Below are 20,114 nucleotides of genomic sequence, written 5' to 3' on the forward strand. Positions count from 1 at the left end.
ATAACCATATCAGCGCAAAGGCAGCAGTCGCTACCAAACCTAGGTGCTTTGATGCAAAACTTAACATATCCTCCTCGATCCACAGATGGACACTCCTAAACTTATTCTCGGAACACAGCCTGGCAGTGCAGGGTGTGCGTGAACCCGCCGGTAGATCGAAGCCCCACACCTCCCTACGGTACCTGTGGCGTCCTACCTCACGGAGTGGCTCACGTGTAAGTTGTCGGCATTACAACACAAGGTTATTAAAGTTGTGTAAACAACCTATGGTTGTGTTGGGGGGTGTGCCGGTGCCGCATCATGTTGATGTGGCGCCGGCACACCATACGCTACCCCTTTTTGCTCTGCACGTGCGCGTAGCAGACACACAAGCTATGACGCAGCAGCGATACTTATTATCCGCGGTGGGACGGTTGCACTTTTCGGTGTGAGGTTATCGTCTTCGCCTTGTCGCTTCATACTTCTTGGCATTGCTATTATTCGTGTAACCTCTTAAGAAGTGTGCGCAACGCTCATCATCACATCCGTGCATGTACCTCACTTTGTACTGCCTACGAAGGAAGTCATCGTAATCTCTCTGGCTGTTAAATACTTCTTCGTATTCACGCAAGCCGCCGGTACAACTGTAGTGATCATTCCAACTACTTATAGTCCACCAAGCATACCACGGACAGTACAGGTATTTCTTCTTCTGTGGCCACTGAGGTTTAGCGGGCTCAGATTTGCGTTTAGGTGCCTGCTGTGGTTTCTCAACCTGCAGCTTCCTAACTTCAGTGCTTGTGGAAGGTTGCCCACTCTGTGCCTCGTCAGTCGCTTTTTCGTGGCGCTTCTCAGCTTCAGGTTTACGCTTCGGTTCTGCAAGCCCTAGATCTCTAGGTTGCGCCATGGGTGCCACAATATCCCACTGCTCGCAAGTGACCATTACAGCGCCGCTTTCACCCAGGCCGGGCCCGTCATCTTTATCCTCTCTTCCCCAGCATCCCCCCATGCCCGGGACGAAAACACTATCCCCGCGCCACTTCGAGTATCTAGATTTCTTTCTGCATAGCTCCTGAGGCAGGCTGCGTCCCTCAAAATATTCCTTAGTTTCCAACACGTGCCTTTTTTCCCCGGTCAGTGGGAAATTCATCTCCAGCGGGAATTTCGTGAACATTGCCCGTCCTTCCAAAAGCAGTTTGGTAGCCATGTCATCACTTGCCAAAACGTCGCCGGTTATGGTTCTATAACTGACCATCAAATCCCTAATAGCATTAGTGTTCAACACTCCCACATCTGTGCTTCCCCCGCCTACCGCACGCATGATCTCATGACACGTTTCTGTGTTAGCAGAATTGTTATGCGTGTTTGTGTGTTGACCACTGTGATTTTTTTTCTTTGTGCAGAACTTCACTACTGTATCACCGCCCGCTCCCTTAACACCGCTGCCATAGTTTCCAGTGTTCTTGGTTGGGATGTAGTGCTGTTTGAGCGCACTTTCTTGCTTTTTGGGTTTGTCGTGTTCGCCGCCTTCCCCGATATCGACCTTTATTGAGAATTCTAGATCACTGAGTTTAGGTGTTCTGCCGTCCTGTTTGTATTGGGAAAATACATTGCAGTCGTACTTGCCGTCACTATCTGGGTTGCGCAACACTCCCACGACATATTGTCCCGGTCTGCCGGATCTTTGCTCACCTGTTTCGGTTCTTGCGGCAGCTTCACCTCCTCCCCATGCCTCAATTTTGTAGAAGTGGCACCACTTCCTGTTTTGCTGCGTTGTGGTTGTTCTGCTGTTGCTGGCTTCAAACTTGAGTACCACGTACTCTCTGGCAACGGTTTCCGGTTTTCCATTCTCAACCTTGTACTCCGGTTCGTACCAATACCTTGGGAAACTGTCTACGCATAGCCCACGGTCGTAAAGACTCAAGGGTTGCAGCCTCATTGTTGGACTGTTGCCAGATATCTTGTTACCTCCTATGGGGGGCAGGGAGGGTGGACTGCCTTCAAGCTCCGCGCCAATGTTCTGACTGAGTGACATGGGACGATAGTCATCCAGGCTGGTATATTCATAGACGCAACCTTCGATCTTCTTTTTAGGGGCGTAGTACTGTGTGATGGGGTCCATGCACCCGGCAAGGCTATCTGATCCTGTGATGAATTTTCCTGGTTCATAATAGTAAGCAGTATTTGAATCAGCTCGTGCACAGAAATCACTGGAGTTCCTGTCTACGCTGGTGCCCAAGAACTTACGTGGTAGCACGAATTTTCCGTTCTTTATCACGGTTTCGTCTAAGATAGTCTGGCTGAGGAGATTCAAATTCACGGAGTATTTGTCGTCACATGCAATCCTTCTTGCATCACTGTCGCCACCTGCCAGCATGTAGCGTCTCAGCATTTTGGGTTGCTTCCTGAGCCATGTACGGGATATGCCGTCGTCACTACTCGTAACCTCATACTCAGAGGTGTCCGCGCCCGATTCTATGCCCGTAATACACATAACTTTGGGTGCGTCGGTAACCACGTGATACCCGCACTCGCCGCTGCCGTCTTCTGGGTCGCTACAAATTCCACCGAGCTCGCGGTTCGGGGTTGCTGCCATACCTACGAACTTTATGTGATGCACGTTTCCACCGTGTTCTTTGGCTACATAATGCTCAACTTTTTTTTGCAGGTCATTTATGGAAGAGTATCCCCAAAACCCTCCTATTGGGTGTTTGTAATAGCTGTCCACTACTGGGTGCGTGTTGTTGCGTGTCCTGTGAGGCCCCAAAACACTTTGCAGATAATCGCGCCCTTTACTGTTCGTAACATCTATGCATGTGTGTTTTCCGCTAAAAGTCACACATTCCTCGAGCTTGCGTGCGCATGTGTCATGTTCAGACCAGGACTTTTCTTTAAGCGCGCTGTGTTGCTTATCGGTGATGTGCTTCTTGTACCAAGCTGTGGCAGCAGAATTGTCGACAATCTTTTCTTCACTTACTGTCCAGCCCCCACTGTTCTGCTTTGTGAAATGCTGCACAAATGCTCTACTAAACTTGCTAGGCACTGAATTTGCGTTTCTTGTGATCTCTGTAGTTGCATCTCTGATGAAACTGATCCTGTTATACTCGGACCCACCTTTGTTGGTGAGATGCTCTGTCTTTACTGCGGCGCTACTTTTGCAATGTTTCTTGATGTGCTCCTCTCCCTTCTTTACCGTTTCTTCCGTGATATTGTATGTCTGATAGATTCTGGGCAACTCCATTTGGGGGATGGGTAGGCATTCCTCGAAAATCTCTGTGCTCATGTCTTTATCGCCACCGTAGTATTTTACGCATACTGAGTCTTGCACTCTTCGCGCCTTCAAATAATACTCGGTACCTGCGACGGAGAAGGAGTAGCTCTTCTCTTCCTCAGAGATGGCCCACTGCTCTTCCTCCTGTTCGTTGGCCCATCCTTTTGTATGCCACTGATATTCATCCTTCCTGCCAAGTATGCCTTCAAACACTGCGCTTCTTCTGCCCGGGTTTATTATGTGCTTGCTGACCTTCCGACTTAGGACTCTGTTGTCACTGCGGTCTTGCTCCCAGTGTTCAACTATTGCAACGAATCCTGGGCGCCAAAAGCTTTGTTTGGAAAATTCCATTGGTACAAATCTGACTTTGACTGACCTGCGATGTCCAGGTAGCACGTTGCAGAAGGGCCCAGCACTGCGCAAAGTTGGCTTCTCGAAGCATCCCAGCTCCTGCATGCAACTTCTACTCCATCCTTCCGGATCCCATGGGAGGTTGCATGCGATGGTCTTGCACGCACAAATTTTCCCTGGACCGTTTTGGTCCTGTACTCCATACACTGTAACAAAGGTAGGGAATATATATCTGCAATCTCCCTCGTACATATGCACGCAGGTGCCGCAGGCCGGCCACGCAGCACAAACCTTCAACTTGGCAGACAATGACGGCGTTAACGCGCTTGTATTTGATATTTCTTCAGCAAGGGAGATACCTTGGCGGGCAGGCTGGCATACAGAGGCGGGAGAAGACCTATTGCTGCCATGGCGTGCGGGCCTTGGTGGCGAAGTGCCGGCTGCGTTTGTGGCATCTACTGCGCAGAGCAAACTAGTCAGGAAGAGTGCCGCAACTGTAACGACGAGAACCGGGCGCCACCTATCCCAAAACAACATTCCCAACTTACCAAACACGCGCCCCCGTACGGTAACTCAGCAACGCTAAAATTTGCTTAATTCTCCATACAACCATGACGAGAAGGTTTTGCTAGCTTTCCAATTCAGGATTGAGTGTTGCGTGCGCTCCCAAACGCACACGCCACTTCGGCCGATAATTTTTACCTGCAGAGTGGTGGCCCGGTTCAACGACGCTGTCTAGTGAGGGGTTGTGTTCTGTTTGTGGTAGTACCCTTGTTTGTTTCTGTGTAACCCACCCTGAAGTGTACACATGACTTGTCATGGCAATCATGCATTTTCTTCACCTTCATCCAGGTGTTTCTGTACTGTTCATATGCCTGTACGCTCGCGAACGTGTCGGTGTACGTCCTTATGCCACCAATACAAGAATATGCATCTTCCCAAGAGCTTATCTGCCACCTCGCATGCCATGGGCAATACTTGTATGTTATTTGTACCTGGTTGTTCACTACTACACAGCTACCTGCCGGCATGCCCGCGCACTTGTTGTTAGTGTCAAAAGGTTTTTTAGGTGCGGGTACGGCAGGCCCGGCAGGAGCAGCAGGTTTGGATGCCGGAGCCGCGGGAGCCGGCCTTGTTACTGCAGGTTTTTGGGGTGTGGTAGGCACCTGTGGCCTCGTGGGCCGCTGCTGGCTTGGTTCTTCTATCCCATTACCAAGGAATGTGGGGGCAACGTCATCCCAGCGCTCGCAAGTGATCATAGCTGCCCCGCTCTCACCCAAACCTGGCTTATCTGGGTGTTTCTCGCTCCAACACCCACCCATGCCGGGAATAAAAAGATCTCCCGGGATACGGTGGGTGTAATATCTATCTTTCCACTGGCAAAACTGTTTAGAAAGGCTTCTTCCCTGCAGCGCTTTTTCTATTCCAAAATTTAGCAGATCCCTCGTCAGTCCCGTCCGGTCATACAGCGGAAAATTCATCTCCAGCGGGAATTTCGTGAACATTGCTCGCCCTTCCAGTAGTAACTTAGTTGCTCCGTCATCGCTTGCTAAAACATCGCCGGTTATGGTCCTGTAGCTGACCATAAGATCCTTGATGGGCTCTGCGTTTAATATCCCTGCACTTGTGCTTCCCCCGCCAGCTGCACTCATTATGTCGTAACATTTCTTGTTATTGGAAGTCCCCGGAGGATTTGCAAGAGGGCCGGCACTGCAGTTGTTTCCGCTACAGGTGCAGAACTTTACTACGGTGTCACTGCCTGCTCCGGGGTTAGGGGCGGTGTCTAATGCACCAGAGCTGTTTGTACCTGTGTTCCGTTGGGCTGTAACATTTTTGGTTTCGTTGCTTTTTCCCCCCTCTCCAACTTCAACTTCAATGGAGAATTCCAAATCTCTCACTGCGTTTCTGTTTCGCGCTTGTCGTACTGCCTCCGAAAATGCGTTGCAGGTATCTGTGCAGTTTGGATTGCGTAGCACTCCCATAACGTATTGTCCGGGCCTTCCCGATCTTCGCTCACCTGTTTCGGTTATTGCAGCAGCTTCACCTCCTCCCCATGCTTCAATCTTATAGAACTGGCACCCTTTTTCTTTGTTTGTGTCTCCAGCTTTAAATCTCAACATAATGTAGTTTTTGGTGGTAGATGGCTGTTGACTTGCATTTGTCCTCTGTTCTCTGTTGAACATATACCGCGGCTCGTACCAATGCCTGGGGAAGTTGTCTATACATAATCCGCGATCATATGGGCTAAGAGGTTTTAGCGTGAGAGCAGTTGCCTTGTGTTCTACGGTACCGTTTGTTGATATGCTAACCGAGGGTTCATCCACTGAGTTGCTGTTGGTAGCAGCCGGAGCGCCGAGCTCAGATGCACGTTCACTAAATGTTAGGGGGCGATAGTCATCCATGCTGACATATTCGTACGCGCAACCTTTCACCTCTTTGCCTGGGCCGTAGTACTGGGTAACTGGATGACTGCACCTGGATAAGACGCCTGGATCGTCGGTAAACCCTCCAGATTCGTAGTAATACGCAATTTTGTGGTTAGGGTTAGCGCATGGGTCACTACTTCCCTTAACAAAGCTCTGTTCAAGCAATTCCCTAGGAAGCACATACTGCCCATCTTGTTGTATGGTGGTGCCATCTAGGGCTGCCTGGCTTAGGGAATCCAGCAAAATAGAATATTTGTCGTCACATGCTACTCTTCTCGTGTTGCCGTCCACATTCACTAAAACGTAGCGTCGCAGAGCTTTCGGTTTTCGCTTAAGCCAAGTTCTGGATATTCCCCCGTCATTTTTGCTCCTGATTTCGTATTCAGGAACGTCGGACCCCGTTCCAGCAATACATAATACATTAGGGCCCGGAATCGCCTTTGTGTCGTACCTGCAGATTTTTCCGTCTTTATCTTCGGTGTCAACACAAGACTTCTGCAACTCACGTGACTTTGAGTCCGCGAAAACTCCGAACAGCTCCGCATTATATGCACTGGTTCTTCCTGTACTTCCACTCTCTACTACAGTGTTCTCACTTGCGAACTGCTTAGTTGCGTACCCTTCGAACATATCCCGCGGTTTATCATAATGCTTTTTGCTCCAGCTTCCATGCTGCGCTTCTTCCCGGTAACACGTTGTTCCGTTGAACTTAACACACCGCTTGTATCCGAAAGTGCACGTTTTAGCGATTGCGAAGTATAACCCCGACTCTAGATTATGGTGCTCGTAGCCGGTTTTGGTGTCGTGTTTTGGCATATTTTTATGGATATCGTCAAATGTTTTTACATCGCTTTCCCCGCTTGCCCAGGCCATGCGCCATTGTTCCCTTTCATCAACTCCGAAACTGTAAATCGGGATTATTTTATTCAGTCTTGAATTGTAATCGCAGTTTATCTCGTTGGGTATTGGTTGAGGGTTATTCGGTGCATGCAGTCTGTTCGTTCCGGTAGCGAAGCAGTCGACCAGGGCGCCGTCATCTACTCCAAGAATCTGACTGCCGTATTTGGAACTCTTGCTCCAATAAAAATTGACTCTGTAGTCTTCCTTTGTGTTGTTACTCTGGAGCTTTGCTATCTTTCCATAGTTTTTTGCGATTGCAATTGCAATCGGGCATACGAGCGCCCCGGATCCCCCCGTGCGCCCGTCACTTCTGCTTTTGTTGTAGCTGCCAGCGAAGTAAGCGGGGGTCTCATTTGCGTTCCATGTAACACTTACGTTATCACCACCATTCCCACCATTTATCGATCTGTAGGCTCGATATACTACTGGTAATTCCATTTTGGGGATGGGTACGCAGCTGCCGAAGAGCGCTGATTCCCTGTTCTGGTCTTCGCCGTAATACGCCACGCAAACGGTGTCGCGCACTCTGCGTGCCCGCAGGTGGTGCCGCACATTACCCTCGGAAAATTCATATGGCCTTTCTTGTTCATCTATTGTGTCACCTGTGGTGTGCCATGAGTATTTTGGTACTGCTTGCTCTCTACTCGACTCACTACCTCCTTGCGCTTGCGTGCTGACGGGCTGCTTACCTCCTGGGTGTATTATGTGCTTGTTGATTTTCTTGCGCACGGTGCCGTCTTCGTACTCCCAGTGCTCAGTTATCGCAACAAATCCGGGGTTCCAAAAACTTTGCTTAGAGAACTCCATAGGTACAAATCTGACATTCGTAGGTCTGTGACGGCTGGGTAGAAAGCTGCAGAAAGGTCCTGCAGATTCGGCAATCGTCTTGTTAAAGCATCCTAATTGCTGGTAGCAGTTTTTTTCCCACTCTGTGGAGTTCCAGGGTAGGTAGCATGACTTCGCTTTGCACGCACAAATCTGTTCGGGGCCCTGGGCGTCATGAACGCTGTATACCATTACGGAGGATGGGTATACGTGTTTGCAGTCGCCCTCGTACATACGCGAACAAGTACGGCAGGCTGGCCATGCCCCGCATACGTCTATCCCAGCTCCAGCGGCTATTGTTGCAGGTGTGCCTGCTCCTTTAACCAAGTCCGATGGAAAAATGCTTTGCCTAGTAAGCCGACACATATCCATGGCGCCAGCTTGCGCGCCATCTCTTTCCAATGTGCTGGGGTTCAGCTGTGCAATTTCCTCAGGAACCGGAGGCTCAGGTACTGGTGGGGAGGAGGAAGCCGGCGCAACGTATGGCGTGCACAAGTAGCAAAGCGTTAGGGTGACGACAGAAGCATAGAGCCACCTATCCCAAAACAGCATCTCCAACTTACCGCAACACGCGCCCTGTACGGTAACTCAGCAACGCTAAAATTTACTTAATTCTCTATACAACCGAGACGGGTATTACTTGCATCCAACTCGGGATTGAGTGCGTAGATTATGGGATAATTGGAGTGTAGAGTAGGGCGCTCCGTTTATGTTTAGTGTGCAAGGTCCCGGATACAATCAGGCTGCAGAGTGCGCCAAGAAGCGTACCAGGAAGTAGGGTGGAGAGCCCCGAATTGAGGTTGAGACCGTAGCGTCTGTTATTTTACCACGCGAACCTTGCTTTTTAGCAGTTCCCGAACGCAACGGTAAAATTCGACCATGGGGACATATGGTACACCTTTTCCAGCTAATTCCACGGCGCGTGTAAGTGCGCTGTGGTCATAAATAATTATCCTATTTGAGAGTGGGTGGGCCACATCATCTACCGGGGGAGGGTTTAGTTGCATGTCTAGGTACAACGCCCCAGAGTTTTTGCTTTGCTTCTTAACAAACGTTACTTCAGGGCCTTCTTTTTTCATCCACCAATAATCCCCTTGCGGTTTAAATGGCGATATCATGTTTTCAAGCTTTAGCAGTTCATTAAAATAAATATTTCCGTAGTATGCCAACAGACCTAGAGACTCAGGATCTTTGGAGAACTCTTCCATATGGGCCTCAATTTTCTCTATCCACGCTTTGGCTTCTGCGTTTGTGTAAAAGGTTTGCACTTCCCCGTCCAGTATGGGTATAAGGTGGTCCGACAGAAAGGAGAAGAGGGGTATTTTGGTTCCGGGTTGGAAGAGCCCGGGAACAGCCATTATACGGGACACTAAGTGTATCCGGTGATCTTGCAAGCCGGCTGTATACCCTAGCATTTTATTTACTACCTTGCGTTCCCTTACCCCGTCTTGCCTGCTTTTGGACCACAAGGGTGAATATTTGCTATCTAGCGCAGAGCCCACTTGTGCAACAAGGGATTGGCCATCATCCTGGTCTGGCTTCAGGTAGGCAGAGCATACTCCGCCTCTTCTCTTCGTGAGTTTCTGATATACACTCTTGTGATTGGGGTCACTATTGAATGCTTTAATCAGGACCTCCCGTATGTCATTTATGTATGTGTCTGCGTATCCCTTGCTTGCTGCGCGGATGTTGCCCAGCTCCTGTAGTAGCGATGCGATGCCCCTGACGGTACCCCGGAGTCTCTGGTTTGCGACCTTTACAAATTCGGGGTCGGACACCACGCTAACTCCGCAGCATATACCCCCTACATTGCCTTCCGGACATTTCGGCGTTAGTGCTTGGATCTGTTCAAGTGCCTTCAGGAATTCCTGATCGCTCACATTATTGCTGTCGTGCCCGCGGTTGACCAGCTGTTCCACGACATGCTCTATGGATTCGCGGTCTGCTTGGCTATATATGTCGTAAATGTCACTAGCTGTAACACACCTTTTCACATATCTATGTGCCGATTTGCTGAGCATTTGTTTTGCGAAAGCGTACGTGCGGTCAAAGTCTGGTATGGAATTCCTGGCAACTAGGAGACCATTCATGGTGAGCAAAATGCTGTTTAATCCCACGTGCAAGCACCACGACCTGCGCGCAGCGCTTTGTTTCAGGTTGTTGTTGCCGAACATCTTTCCCAAAATCTGAGCGCTAGGATGGCCATGCACGATCTCATCAAGAATTCCAGTACGTTTTAGCAGGGCCTGAAATGCGCTGAAGAATAGACCATACTCTCGCGTAGCCCGCGTTACGTTTACATTGTGTGTGATCAAACCATTTTCCCACATACGATTGAAGGCTGACACGAACACTTCTGTTGCCTTACTGAACGTCTCTGCGTTCATGTACTTGATGTTCTCTTGACACAGCTGCGCCGCAGTTGAGTATATGATCATCATATACGACAGCGCGTCCGGTTTGGATATGTATTGACGTACAATGTTGCTTCCGACACTACGAAAAGCACTGAGCTCATCAGGACCCAAAAATTCCGACATGTTGGGATCTCGTATTTTCGCAATACGCGCTGTTTGTTTTAGTATTCCACAAAACTTTGGATCACGCTTTATTCCATTTACCATGTGTCTCTGACTGATTCCATGAAAGGTTTGTGGGACACACTTAAGATTGTTGGACGTAGCCAGAGATTTAAGCTCAATAATTGCTTGAACGATGCTCTCGCTGCTTGTATCCCATGCGCACTCCTCCACTACTAGCTGCTTTACGGTTTCGTTATTTGTGCTCTTACTTATTACTGCCTTGCTATCCACTAAGCGTCTGAAATTCGTTATAAGTTCGGACTCTGCATCGTCATCATACTGCCATTTGGGGCGGTCGGCGTCGTAACGCACCTTATCGTATGCTTGTGCTATCTTATTGTTTTTGCCTAAGGCTTGGACTAAAGGTGTTATAGTGCTTTCTACCCAAGCATCAGCGTCGTTTCTGTTGCCGAAACTCTTACTTTCGCTGCCTAGAACATCCATTATAGCCTTCAAGCTTGCAATAAGCTTTCTATCTTTTGATATAAGCCCGGGCAGATTGCCCACTGTCATTCTTCTGAGAACGCCCAGTACTTTGATGTTGTTGTCCACTGCATACTTTTTTAGCTGTGCTAGAAGATCAGTTACCGTATCTAAAGCTGCGAAAAATACTCCATGTATCAGCTCTCTAAGACCATGAACAAAGTTGGTTGCTAGCTCACTTTCATCTACGCTCTCACCCAATGCGTCGATCACTTTCTTGTATGCTTGTAGCGTAACACTGTCACTTGCTAGTATCCGCTTTAGTGGCTCAATAATGGTGTTTTCAGCCAATTGTTCTCTGTTATCAAGAACTGAGTCTTGCAGATTATCCATCGTTGCTACTGCGCTTTCAAGCCATTCGACAAAGTCCGGAGATTTTGCCACGTCCTCAGCAAACGCTTTGCTTCCCAGGGCCGCGAGTATGTGGCTGGATTTTGTATCCAAGTCCAAGTCCTCGGCGTACTCCTTTAAGCGCTCGAGCATTGCAAATACCTCGCCACTGTCGGCAATTATGTCAACCTTGTTACTTATCAGCTTCTCAAAACTCTGGGTAAATTCCGTCTTGCCTCCAGTGTTTGTTCGCTTAAATGCCTTTTGTGCCTTGACGTAAGCATCGATGATTCTGTGGTCGCTACTTAGAACAGAATTAAGTTCGGCTAAGGTCTCCTCAATCCACTTCTTGGCCGCCTTCCTGTTCTTTTTTACTACATTCTTGCTCTTGACTACCAGAGCCAGTGAATCCGCAGTTTGTGGGAATTTGGGTAATCCGGTAACACCACGACAGAAAGGCGCGCTAGCAATGTCGGAGAAGAAGTCATTTGTTTTCTGATCCAGTTTGCTGTCTATGGCGTGTTTTTTGAATACATTGAGAGATGCAAATACCTCTTTGCTACAGAAACTTCCTTCCCATTCCTTAACCTTGCCGGGAGTACCTGACCATTTTTCGCAAGTCAGTTTGGCCATTCCATGTGCCCCACTTTGCAGCACTTTAATGTCTGCCCTAGCACACCCACCTGCGCCTATATACTTGCCTGGTGCAATAACCCTTATAGCTGATCCGTCAGCAGCATTTGGGGCGTTGCTGGCACAACCCACATCACCAACACTAGCGCGCCCAGTGGCGAAGTTTATATCCTGGTACGGCACGAACACTTCATCATCCCTGATCTCACTGCGTCCCTCAGCGACTCTATAGTGAGTAAGTTGCGTATATCCAGTGGATGAGACGCCCGGCTGCCCTCCCCCTTTTGCTATAAGTCTAAGACTACACCGCTTTCCGCCCATATCGTCACACAGCGCAACCGAAGTATTCCCTCCGGGGCTCTTAGCATTGCTATTGCCTTTAGAGTCAAGTGAAGCTACACCGCCGTGACCCACGCTGACTATCAGGTACTTACGTTCTGCCGGATTTACTTTTAAAACTCCCATAACATACTCACCGGGTTTTCCTGCTTTAGTGCCTCCCAGCAGGGATCCTGATTCTCCTCCTCCCCACATTTCCATCCTGATAAAGTCGCATGTAGTGTTGTCCTTGTTGACCTCAAGTAGATGCTGGTTGCTTTCTTCTGTGCTTAACCCAGAAGTCAGAGATGAGTCACCCGTGTAGTATTTGTATGAGTGTTCAGGAAAGTTACTAATGCACATGCCCTGCATTAGCGGATTGAGAGGCACAACAGCGCTTGGGTTTGAATCTTCTTCATCCTTCAAGAAGAAGGGTTGATGATAATCTTCGCTGATGTACCTGGTCTTACAGTGACCTCCAATTACTCCGTTTCTGCTATCGCTGCTGCACAGATGGGGTTTTTCGTGCTCAAATACCCTATCGTTTTCATAGGAATAAAGCATGTTATCTTTGCACAAGGTATCGCCTTCGGTGCCGCTATTTTCTTGCGGCATAATGCGGAAGAAGCGTCCTCTGCTTCTGAAACGGTCAATATCCTTCTGGCGCATTTTTGAAAGATCTAGCGATTTTCCATCGCTGCACAGTATATTCTTCTTGCTTTTTGAATCCCAGCTTCGCCCTACGAGCACCTTAGGTAATTCGCTGATCCAATAGTTTCTATGGTTTCTTTTGACGTGGAACTTCTTCTGAGCGAATTGTAGGTTCATGACGCATATTACATTTCCTTGCGGATCCTCAGCGTAGGCCTGCCTTGGTGATTTGCAGCTTCCTATTGCCACTCCTGGTTCATCGCATACGTATTTTGGTATAAAGTCGTAGCTGTTCGCGTCAAATTTTGGTTGTGCTACAAAAAATCCTATTTCTGCATCCTTGTCGCCAGGACCCATGATTAACTTGCAGTAGTTTGTGTCCTCACCATCATTGTTTTTGCATGGATCAAACTCTATCTGCAGTTTATTGCCGCCGCCGGACGCTGCAGTTATTATAGGCCTTTGTAGACTTGGTGCAGGAACGCAATCTGTTGCCCTGCCTGTGCTGCTAATGTACTCAATGCAGACTTCCTCGCCGCTCCTGCTTACCAAGTATCCCGATGCAAGTTCATCCTCATCAGGATCTGGAAGATCCGCAGTGGTAGGTGTTTTACAGGTTACTGATGTGTCAAACGCTCTACCTTCGATATCTTCACACTCAACGGTTTTGGTGTCTCGAGAGCGTTTAGATGCGGATTCCCAATTGCTGGAGGCGCCTAGGTATAAATCCTGTGTTTTGTCTCCCCCTCTGTTTTCGGTGATTAAGCGAAGCCCGGGCATGAGGTAAGACTGCCTACTGAACTCCATAGGCACCACCTGGATTTGTGACTTCTTCATAAGGACATTGCAAAATCTCGGCACGGTGGGAGTTGTGAAGTCTATATCAACGCAGCCTTTCCAGGTGTTCATATATTCGCACGCTTGTTTTACCCTGTCGTCCAGTGAAAGATCTTCAAAATTTGTGATCTCTTCTTCCTGCTCTGTTCTTTTAACTTCTAACTCCCGTGCTAGACTATCGTCCAAAATTCTGGTCCACTTTGTACATGCACACATCTGTAGCCTATTATCCCCGCCACGCTGTACATACCCGGCAACGTACCCAAGCCTCCTGCGCATGTACTCCCACCTTTCTACTATCAAGGCTTCATGGCTGCCGTAGCCTATGCCTGGAGGGTAAAAAACAACTAAAATTTCAGGTGTAGCGAAAATGCTTCCTTTAGCCTTCGTGCCCGGAGCTTCGATAAACCAGTCAGGTATTGTTGCCCCTGCGGGATGAACCGTGTACGGTGTGCAAAGTATTGTGGCAGAACATAGCGCATATATGGTATGTGACCAGATAGCCGAAAAAAGGCGCGTGCAGGCGCGTTTTTCTGTGTTATGCGAAAACATACGGTCCAAAATATCTATAGGCACCCTGGTGTTTAGTGTATTTCAGTCAATTGTCACCAGTTCACATGAATAGCTTTAAATAAAGGTTAAGATCAACTCAAAATAGCTATTCATATCCTAATATTATACAAGTCTCTCCAGAAATATATCCACACATATGGAATTATATCCTATATGGTTTCCTTTTAATCCAAAATGCTCGCATTGGTGAGTTGTGGTTACGCGTGACCACGGGGCTACGCTGGTCACGTAATTGAGATTAGTGACTGAAGTCGGAAAGCGTAAATTGTGTCCAATCCAGATCCATTTTTAGATTAAGTGGGGAGAAAATCCCTAGATACGATCGTATAGTTGTGCCATACCACTCTTAGCTGCTGGACCGGAAGCGCTGACTCAAGCTCGGAGCTACCGAGTTGATTGCCTATCACATTTTTTGTGGAATTCGGGAAGCCAATTCTCGCCTTTTTCTTTAATGGCTTCGTACATGAGTTTTATTGTTGTGCGATTTGCGGACAGCACCCTTGCTTCTTTTTCCTGCAGCTTCAGTGTCAAAACTACCGATGAACTTCCCTGTTTTATGAAGAAATGCCCCGCGTGGTGAGGAATTTGTAGCATGATGTCAACTTCCTCCTTTGACAGACCGAACGCCCTAGTATGCTGCTGGCTGCTTATGATGACGTTGGGCATGAAGATCCGTGTCTCCACGTGCTTACTTGCATACTTGACTAACTTGCTCTCAAAAACGGCATGCGAATTCTCTGATGCAAACACCACAACAACATTGAGTGCAGTAAGCCTGTCCATCCAGGCATCAAACTCTTTCTCATCGGGAAATACCACGTCCATGATCCAGGCCTCGTACATCACGAGAATGGTTGGTTCACCATTGAAACGTTTCTCTAGAGAGCGCACAAGATAGTACAGCACGGCACCCATGCATGCTTGCTTGCTGGCAAGCATGCCCGCATTGATTGCCAGAAATTCTGCATCTAGTTCGATTTCCGTCTTATTTGATATTAGATGAGCAAACTCTCCTCCGCTGCTCCAGGGTTGTGCTGCTGCACCCAATGTTGCTATGCACTCGCATACCTTAGCAGGTGTACGCGACCTCGCAGGGATGGAGAAGATCTTATCAACAACCTCCCTCACGGCACTCCTGATATCCTCGCTGGGTGGCTCAAATGGGCTTACCATTCTTTCCACAACCCCAACAGCTATTTCCCGATTTGTTTGAGTATCCTGTACATTGAATGGGTTAAAAAACTTGCTTTCCTTGCCTGGTCTGTCGTCTATCCGATGGTACTTTCCATTTATTGCGGTAGCGAAGATAATAGACTTTCCGCTGTAGTCAAACACTATGGACTTTATCCCCAGCCTTCTGGACTCTGAAATAATGAAATTCATGAGTAAGGTCATGTGTGAGTCTTGTGGCCCTAGGCACATCGTGTGTCCCTTCTCCTCCACATGGAAGCCAAAAAAGTACGGTAGGTTTTGGTCGGAGAAAAACAACGTTATGGCTTCTTTCCACCTTCCGCCCCTCAGAGTCCCTGAAGGGAAATGGTGAGTCATTGCGAAAGTACACGCAGTCTTTACCAGTGAAAATCGCATTCCCAAAACGTAGCAAAAACCGCCGGGCATGTTTGCCCAGAAGGTATCTTCCATTGCCAGGTCAATCCTTGCAACAATTGCTCCCAGTGCCGAGAATGCGGATACCATCTTCTTTATATCTTGTTTGAGAGATTGCACGTTATCCGCGATGACCATGCAGCTGACCTTTCGCTTGCAACACTCGCCGATCGAGTTCTCATCTGCGGACATTATCTCCTTAATGTGTGCAATGTCGGCCAGTTCTTCGTCCCCGCTTATCTCAAGCATTTCTGCTTGTCTTCTGTACATATTCTTGACTTGCGCACTGGGTACGAAGTGCATTACCTCAACTATAACGAACTCACATTCCTGCTGTAGGCACCCGTCAACTGCATCGAGAGATTCCCCCGAGCACTCTTTCACTCCTAGAATTGCTCCATACCTATGACTGTTCCCGTCTGAGACTCTTAATGTATTGAATCCCACGGTGAGGTTACACCCTGCGGCTATGGTATGCGCGCTGTCACGCGCTTCCAGGAAGCGCTCCTTGCTTCGCAGCGTTGCAATGTAGCCCAGAAATTCCAACAGCTCGGACCGCCACCTCCCGTCATCGCAGCGTACCACTCCAAGCCTTTTGGCAGAGAAGCACTGAAGCTCAGCTGCCATTGCGGAAGTTATTCCAGATAGCTGCCGCACCTTGGTGGCCAGAAAGCTCTTGTGCTTTTTTCTTACGTTGCCGAACATAAGTGCACCAAGCATGCCCTCTGGTCCCTCGCGTAAGTGTTTGGTCACCACCGCGATGTATACCTCGTTCGCGTAGGTGCATCTTGAGCATATGTGAGACTGGTGTGCAGAGTGTAAGGAGTCAGAAAAGTCTTTTGTCTCGCGCCAACTAAACTCAAACTTCTTTTTTTTTCGTACGGTGTACAGCCAAAATGCGATGTTCGGATCCTTAACATTCGATATGGCCGTGCGTATGGAATCCCTCAAGGATTCCATACCTAAATTGTCTGCGTAGTCCTTTATCCCGATAATTTGTACCAGCTCTCCACTTTTGTTGAGCAATGTTTCCTCGTTATAGTGGCAGGCTGGTGTCACGAACTCCGCGTAGGACGAGGCTCCCTCCGAACTTGCAGAATTGCGAGCCTTCCCCTTAACCCCTCCAGCTACGCGGCTCTCCCTGGCAGAATCTTCGTCTTCTTCGCCGCGCTTTTTCAGGCGAAGCCTAAGCATCAGACTATCTATAAAAGACACCAGCAAACACCCAAGAAACCCTCACGCCACCAGGCATAATTCAATGTACTACGTACATTCATATACTTAACATTCAGTGAATCCGCAAAGAGGCAACTCAGCCCTGTGTTTTGTAGTTTCAACACACGGGAATGAGGCTATATTGTTGTTCCGGCAAGCACCTTACAGTCAAAGTCATCAGCGCCCAGTTCTGCAATACCTCCAGCAAATTTTGCGATCAGCTTACCGGCACCAAAAAAGATTGCTGTGAACACTACTAGCATTACTATAGCTGGCCATGCAAGCCTACCAAACACTGCCATTATGCTCGAGCCCAGTATTACTCCAGTCATTATGGGAAGCCCCAATCTCTGTACGAATACCACAACGTTGCATATAACCTTGGAGGCCACGTCACCAGTTGCTGCGTTTGGCATGCTCTGTGCTGCATGTATGTTAGAAGCTCCAGAGCTGAATGATAATAGTGTAAAAACAAACACAGATGCAGTTGTCAAAAAGGCTTTCAACATCCCCACTCCCCTCTTAAAGAATTTACTTATTCACCTTATATAGCAATCTGCGCAGCCTATCTACAGTTATGCAGTAATAGATTCTTAATTTTGTTGTGTATTTCCAGGTTGTGAGTGTTCAATACGCATTGAGGCTGTCTACAATTCGGGGGTGATGCCTCCTGCTCCGGTAATAAGCATGCACTGCAGTAATTCCCGGCAGTGCATGCATTAGATTAGGCGTACATTTACTTCTTGCATTCGAAGTTGTCAGCGTCCAGGCTTGTTACCCCGGCCGCAAATTTGCTTATAAGTTTGCTTGCGCCAAAGAATACCGCGGTAAATACAACGAGCATAGCTATTGCTGGCCATGCAAGCCTACCAAAAACAGCCATAACGCTTGCCCCCAGGATTACTCCGGTCATAATTGGTAACCCGAGCTGTTGTACGAAGAGAATCACATTACATATTATCCGGGTGGCTACCTCTTTATCTTCGCCTGGCTTACTGTCCGCAAACGCATTTTCTGTGGCGCCTATACTAATAGCTAACAGGAGCGCACATATCCCTAATGTGCGAAAGAGAAATTTTAAAACCATTATACTTGAACCCCTCATCCAGTACACACCGGGGTAGAGCCCCACGATACGTCACTTCGCAAGACGGATTCATCCGCAATTATAGCTGCTCTGTATCCCGGTGCATTTAGTCTGCAGTGAGCAACTCACTTTACTCGCATCTTATGGGATGAGGGGTTAATTTAGGGTTAATCGATATTCTTGTTCAGCGTGCAGTTGTATGCCTTATCCCATAAGGGATGGGATATTTATGATTTCTCCAAAGAGATTGTGTAATGGCGAGTAAAAGTCTACGTTATTTCTTAGAAAGTTGTGGTTGCATGTACGCGTAATTAAGATTTCCCGTGCGTAATTCTTGGTGATCAAGCGGAGAAGACAGGCGCGCTGCTTGCGTTTCTGGATGGCAGCATGTTGATATAGGGTTTGTGAATCTTTTGTGTTGCGTGGTGCTCTGCATACCATTTGCGTAGTTCAGGTACGTTGCATCGAATTCGCTACACGCCCCGGTAGTTTCCTGGGGCATGTAGCATTGGGGTATATTACCTCATGACCACGAGTTGCAGGCAATGGTGAGACGCAAAGCGTGCTCAAGCTTGGTGCACACCTGTGTTAGCATGAAAAAGCCGCAATTGGGCCACCAACACCTTCGGCAAATTTCTTGACGAGTTTATCTGCGCCAAAAAACACTCCGGTAAACACTACCAGCACAGCTATCGCCGGCCACGCCAGTCTACCGAAGATTGCCATGATACTCGAGCCTAGTATAACTCCAGTCATGATAGGCAGTCCTATAGCCCTGACAAAGTTAATTACGTTACAGATGACCGTGCCCGCAACCATATCGTTAGGTGCTGGTCCCTGGGGTGGCGGCGTGTTTCCCCCTCCAGATGATTTTGAGTTGTTGGGAAATGCCAGACCTTCAGCCTCACCTGCTGGTAATTGTGTATTATCTAAATTTGCATGCGCCGAGTCGAAAACGAATAACAACACTAAACATGGTAACAATACCCTAAAGGGCACGCATGCCGCGGCCTTTTTTAGGCGTTTTAATGGTACACAAAAAGTCACTTTTGTTCTCCCTAAATTATGAACGATCACGAATTTCTACGCTACGCATGCAGGGCTCCATAGTTCGCTGAGTGTTGAGGTATCCTCATCCCATGCATAAAATGCCCTGCTCTGTTGCACCTACGCACCCACTGCGTTTGGTAAATGCCAGGCCTTACGGTATTTTTTCCTGTAAAATTCCACCGTCACGCATGGAAGTTTTTTCCCTTGTAACCGGGCCGTGCATTGAGTTACGCACAATTTATTGGACCCGTTGGGTCGCTGTTTGCTATCTCTGAGCAATGTTTTGCGAGTTACCTGTCTGAATGTGGTGCATATGGGCTCCATATGCTCACTGACTGCTGTGGGGTATTCACCCAAATTTTGTGGCGGGTACACCTGGCCACTTGTACATTCTTGTTGATTGGGTGCGGTCTCGCGCAAAGTTGCACGCACGCTGTGGACTATATGGAAGTGGGGTACCGCTAATGCCCAATACACGCGGAGACGTGGAGAGTGGCGCCAGGGTTCCATAAAATTTCCTCAGTAATGGCACAACATAACAAGGGCCAGTGACATAGGGGAAATTGCTTAACGCCATGTTACTTGGCATTTGGTAGGAACAGAAAGTGAGGCATGCTGGGGCACTTGACTATACCAGCAAATTCGGCTCCAGTTCGGAGTTGTATTCACGTGTGTCTTCACTAGGCAATGTAGATCGATATCACTGGGCTTGTACATGCAACGTGTGCTCGATGACAAAAATCGCACTCTGGATAGAGATCGTTGGAAAGTGTGCTCGGAAGATATGTGCCTATCGTCGATCTGTACCTATAGCACGACTATCTTGGGAGTTGTCCGTTGCTTTGGGCATGATTTCAATACTTCTTGGGTGATCCTAGTGCTTTCATGGCCGAGTGTTGTAGCAATCTAAAAAGCAAGTGGCTGGTGCATTTACGGGTGGGGGCCAGGGGTATTTTCCCGTATAAGCGGGATGCCGTTGGTAGGATAGACTTCAAGAC

General features: G+C 48.2%; 7 protein-coding genes. All 7 read right to left on the minus strand.

The features are described 5' to 3' along the window. Positions 1-433: 433 nt before the first annotated feature. The 7 genes from OC187_RS04310 to OC187_RS04340 all read right to left on the minus strand — a co-directional run bounded on the left by OC187_RS04310 (position 434) and on the right by OC187_RS04340 (position 18,960). Entirely contained in the window at positions 434-3,853 is a 3,420-nt protein-coding gene (locus OC187_RS04310; protein ID WP_263008629.1) for a hypothetical protein, read from the minus strand. 470 nt (positions 3,854-4,323) lie between these two features. Continuing rightward, complete coding sequence (locus tag OC187_RS04315; protein WP_263008630.1) at positions 4,324-7,734, minus strand: hypothetical protein; 3,411 nt, start codon at positions 7,732-7,734, stop codon at positions 4,324-4,326. Between the two features lie 836 nt (positions 7,735-8,570). Further along, a complete protein-coding gene (locus OC187_RS04320; RefSeq protein WP_263008631.1) occupies positions 8,571-14,138 on the minus strand; it encodes a glycine-rich domain-containing protein in 5,568 nt (1,855 codons plus the stop codon). 405 nt (positions 14,139-14,543) lie between these two features. After that, a complete protein-coding gene (locus tag OC187_RS04325) occupies positions 14,544-16,979 on the minus strand; it encodes a VirB4 family type IV secretion/conjugal transfer ATPase (protein WP_262998172.1) in 2,436 nt (811 codons plus the stop codon). A 137-nt stretch (positions 16,980-17,116) separates the two neighbouring features. Beyond that, positions 17,117-17,488 carry a TrbC/VirB2 family protein gene (locus tag OC187_RS04330; protein ID WP_262998173.1) on the minus strand — a complete coding sequence of 124 codons (372 nt, stop codon included), beginning with the start codon at positions 17,486-17,488 and terminating at the stop codon, positions 17,117-17,119. Positions 17,489-17,715: 227 nt separating this feature from the next. Then, positions 17,716-18,066 (minus strand): TrbC/VirB2 family protein, encoded by a 351-nt coding sequence (locus OC187_RS04335; protein ID WP_262998202.1) that lies wholly within the window; start codon positions 18,064-18,066, stop codon positions 17,716-17,718. Between the two features lie 588 nt (positions 18,067-18,654). Further along, a complete protein-coding gene (locus OC187_RS04340) occupies positions 18,655-18,960 on the minus strand; it encodes a TrbC/VirB2 family protein (RefSeq protein WP_396124737.1) in 306 nt (101 codons plus the stop codon). Positions 18,961-20,114 lie beyond the last annotated feature (1,154 nt).

It is taken from the genome of Anaplasma capra, assembly GCF_025628805.1.
Taxonomy (GTDB): domain Bacteria; phylum Pseudomonadota; class Alphaproteobacteria; order Rickettsiales; family Anaplasmataceae; genus Anaplasma; species Anaplasma capra.

Coding starts and splice junctions, on each gene's coding strand:
- OC187_RS04310 (WP_263008629.1), bottom strand. CDS start 3,853: ATGTACGAGGGAGATTGCAGATATATATTCCCTACCTTTGTTACAGTG.
- OC187_RS04330 (WP_262998173.1), bottom strand. CDS start 17,488: ATGTTGAAAGCCTTTTTGACAACTGCATCTGTGTTTGTTTTTACACTA.
- OC187_RS04335 (WP_262998202.1), bottom strand. CDS start 18,066: ATGGTTTTAAAATTTCTCTTTCGCACATTAGGGATATGTGCGCTCCTG.
- OC187_RS04315 (WP_263008630.1), bottom strand. CDS start 7,734: ATGGAGTTCTCTAAGCAAAGTTTTTGGAACCCCGGATTTGTTGCGATA.
- OC187_RS04320 (WP_263008631.1), bottom strand. CDS start 14,138: ATGTTTTCGCATAACACAGAAAAACGCGCCTGCACGCGCCTTTTTTCG.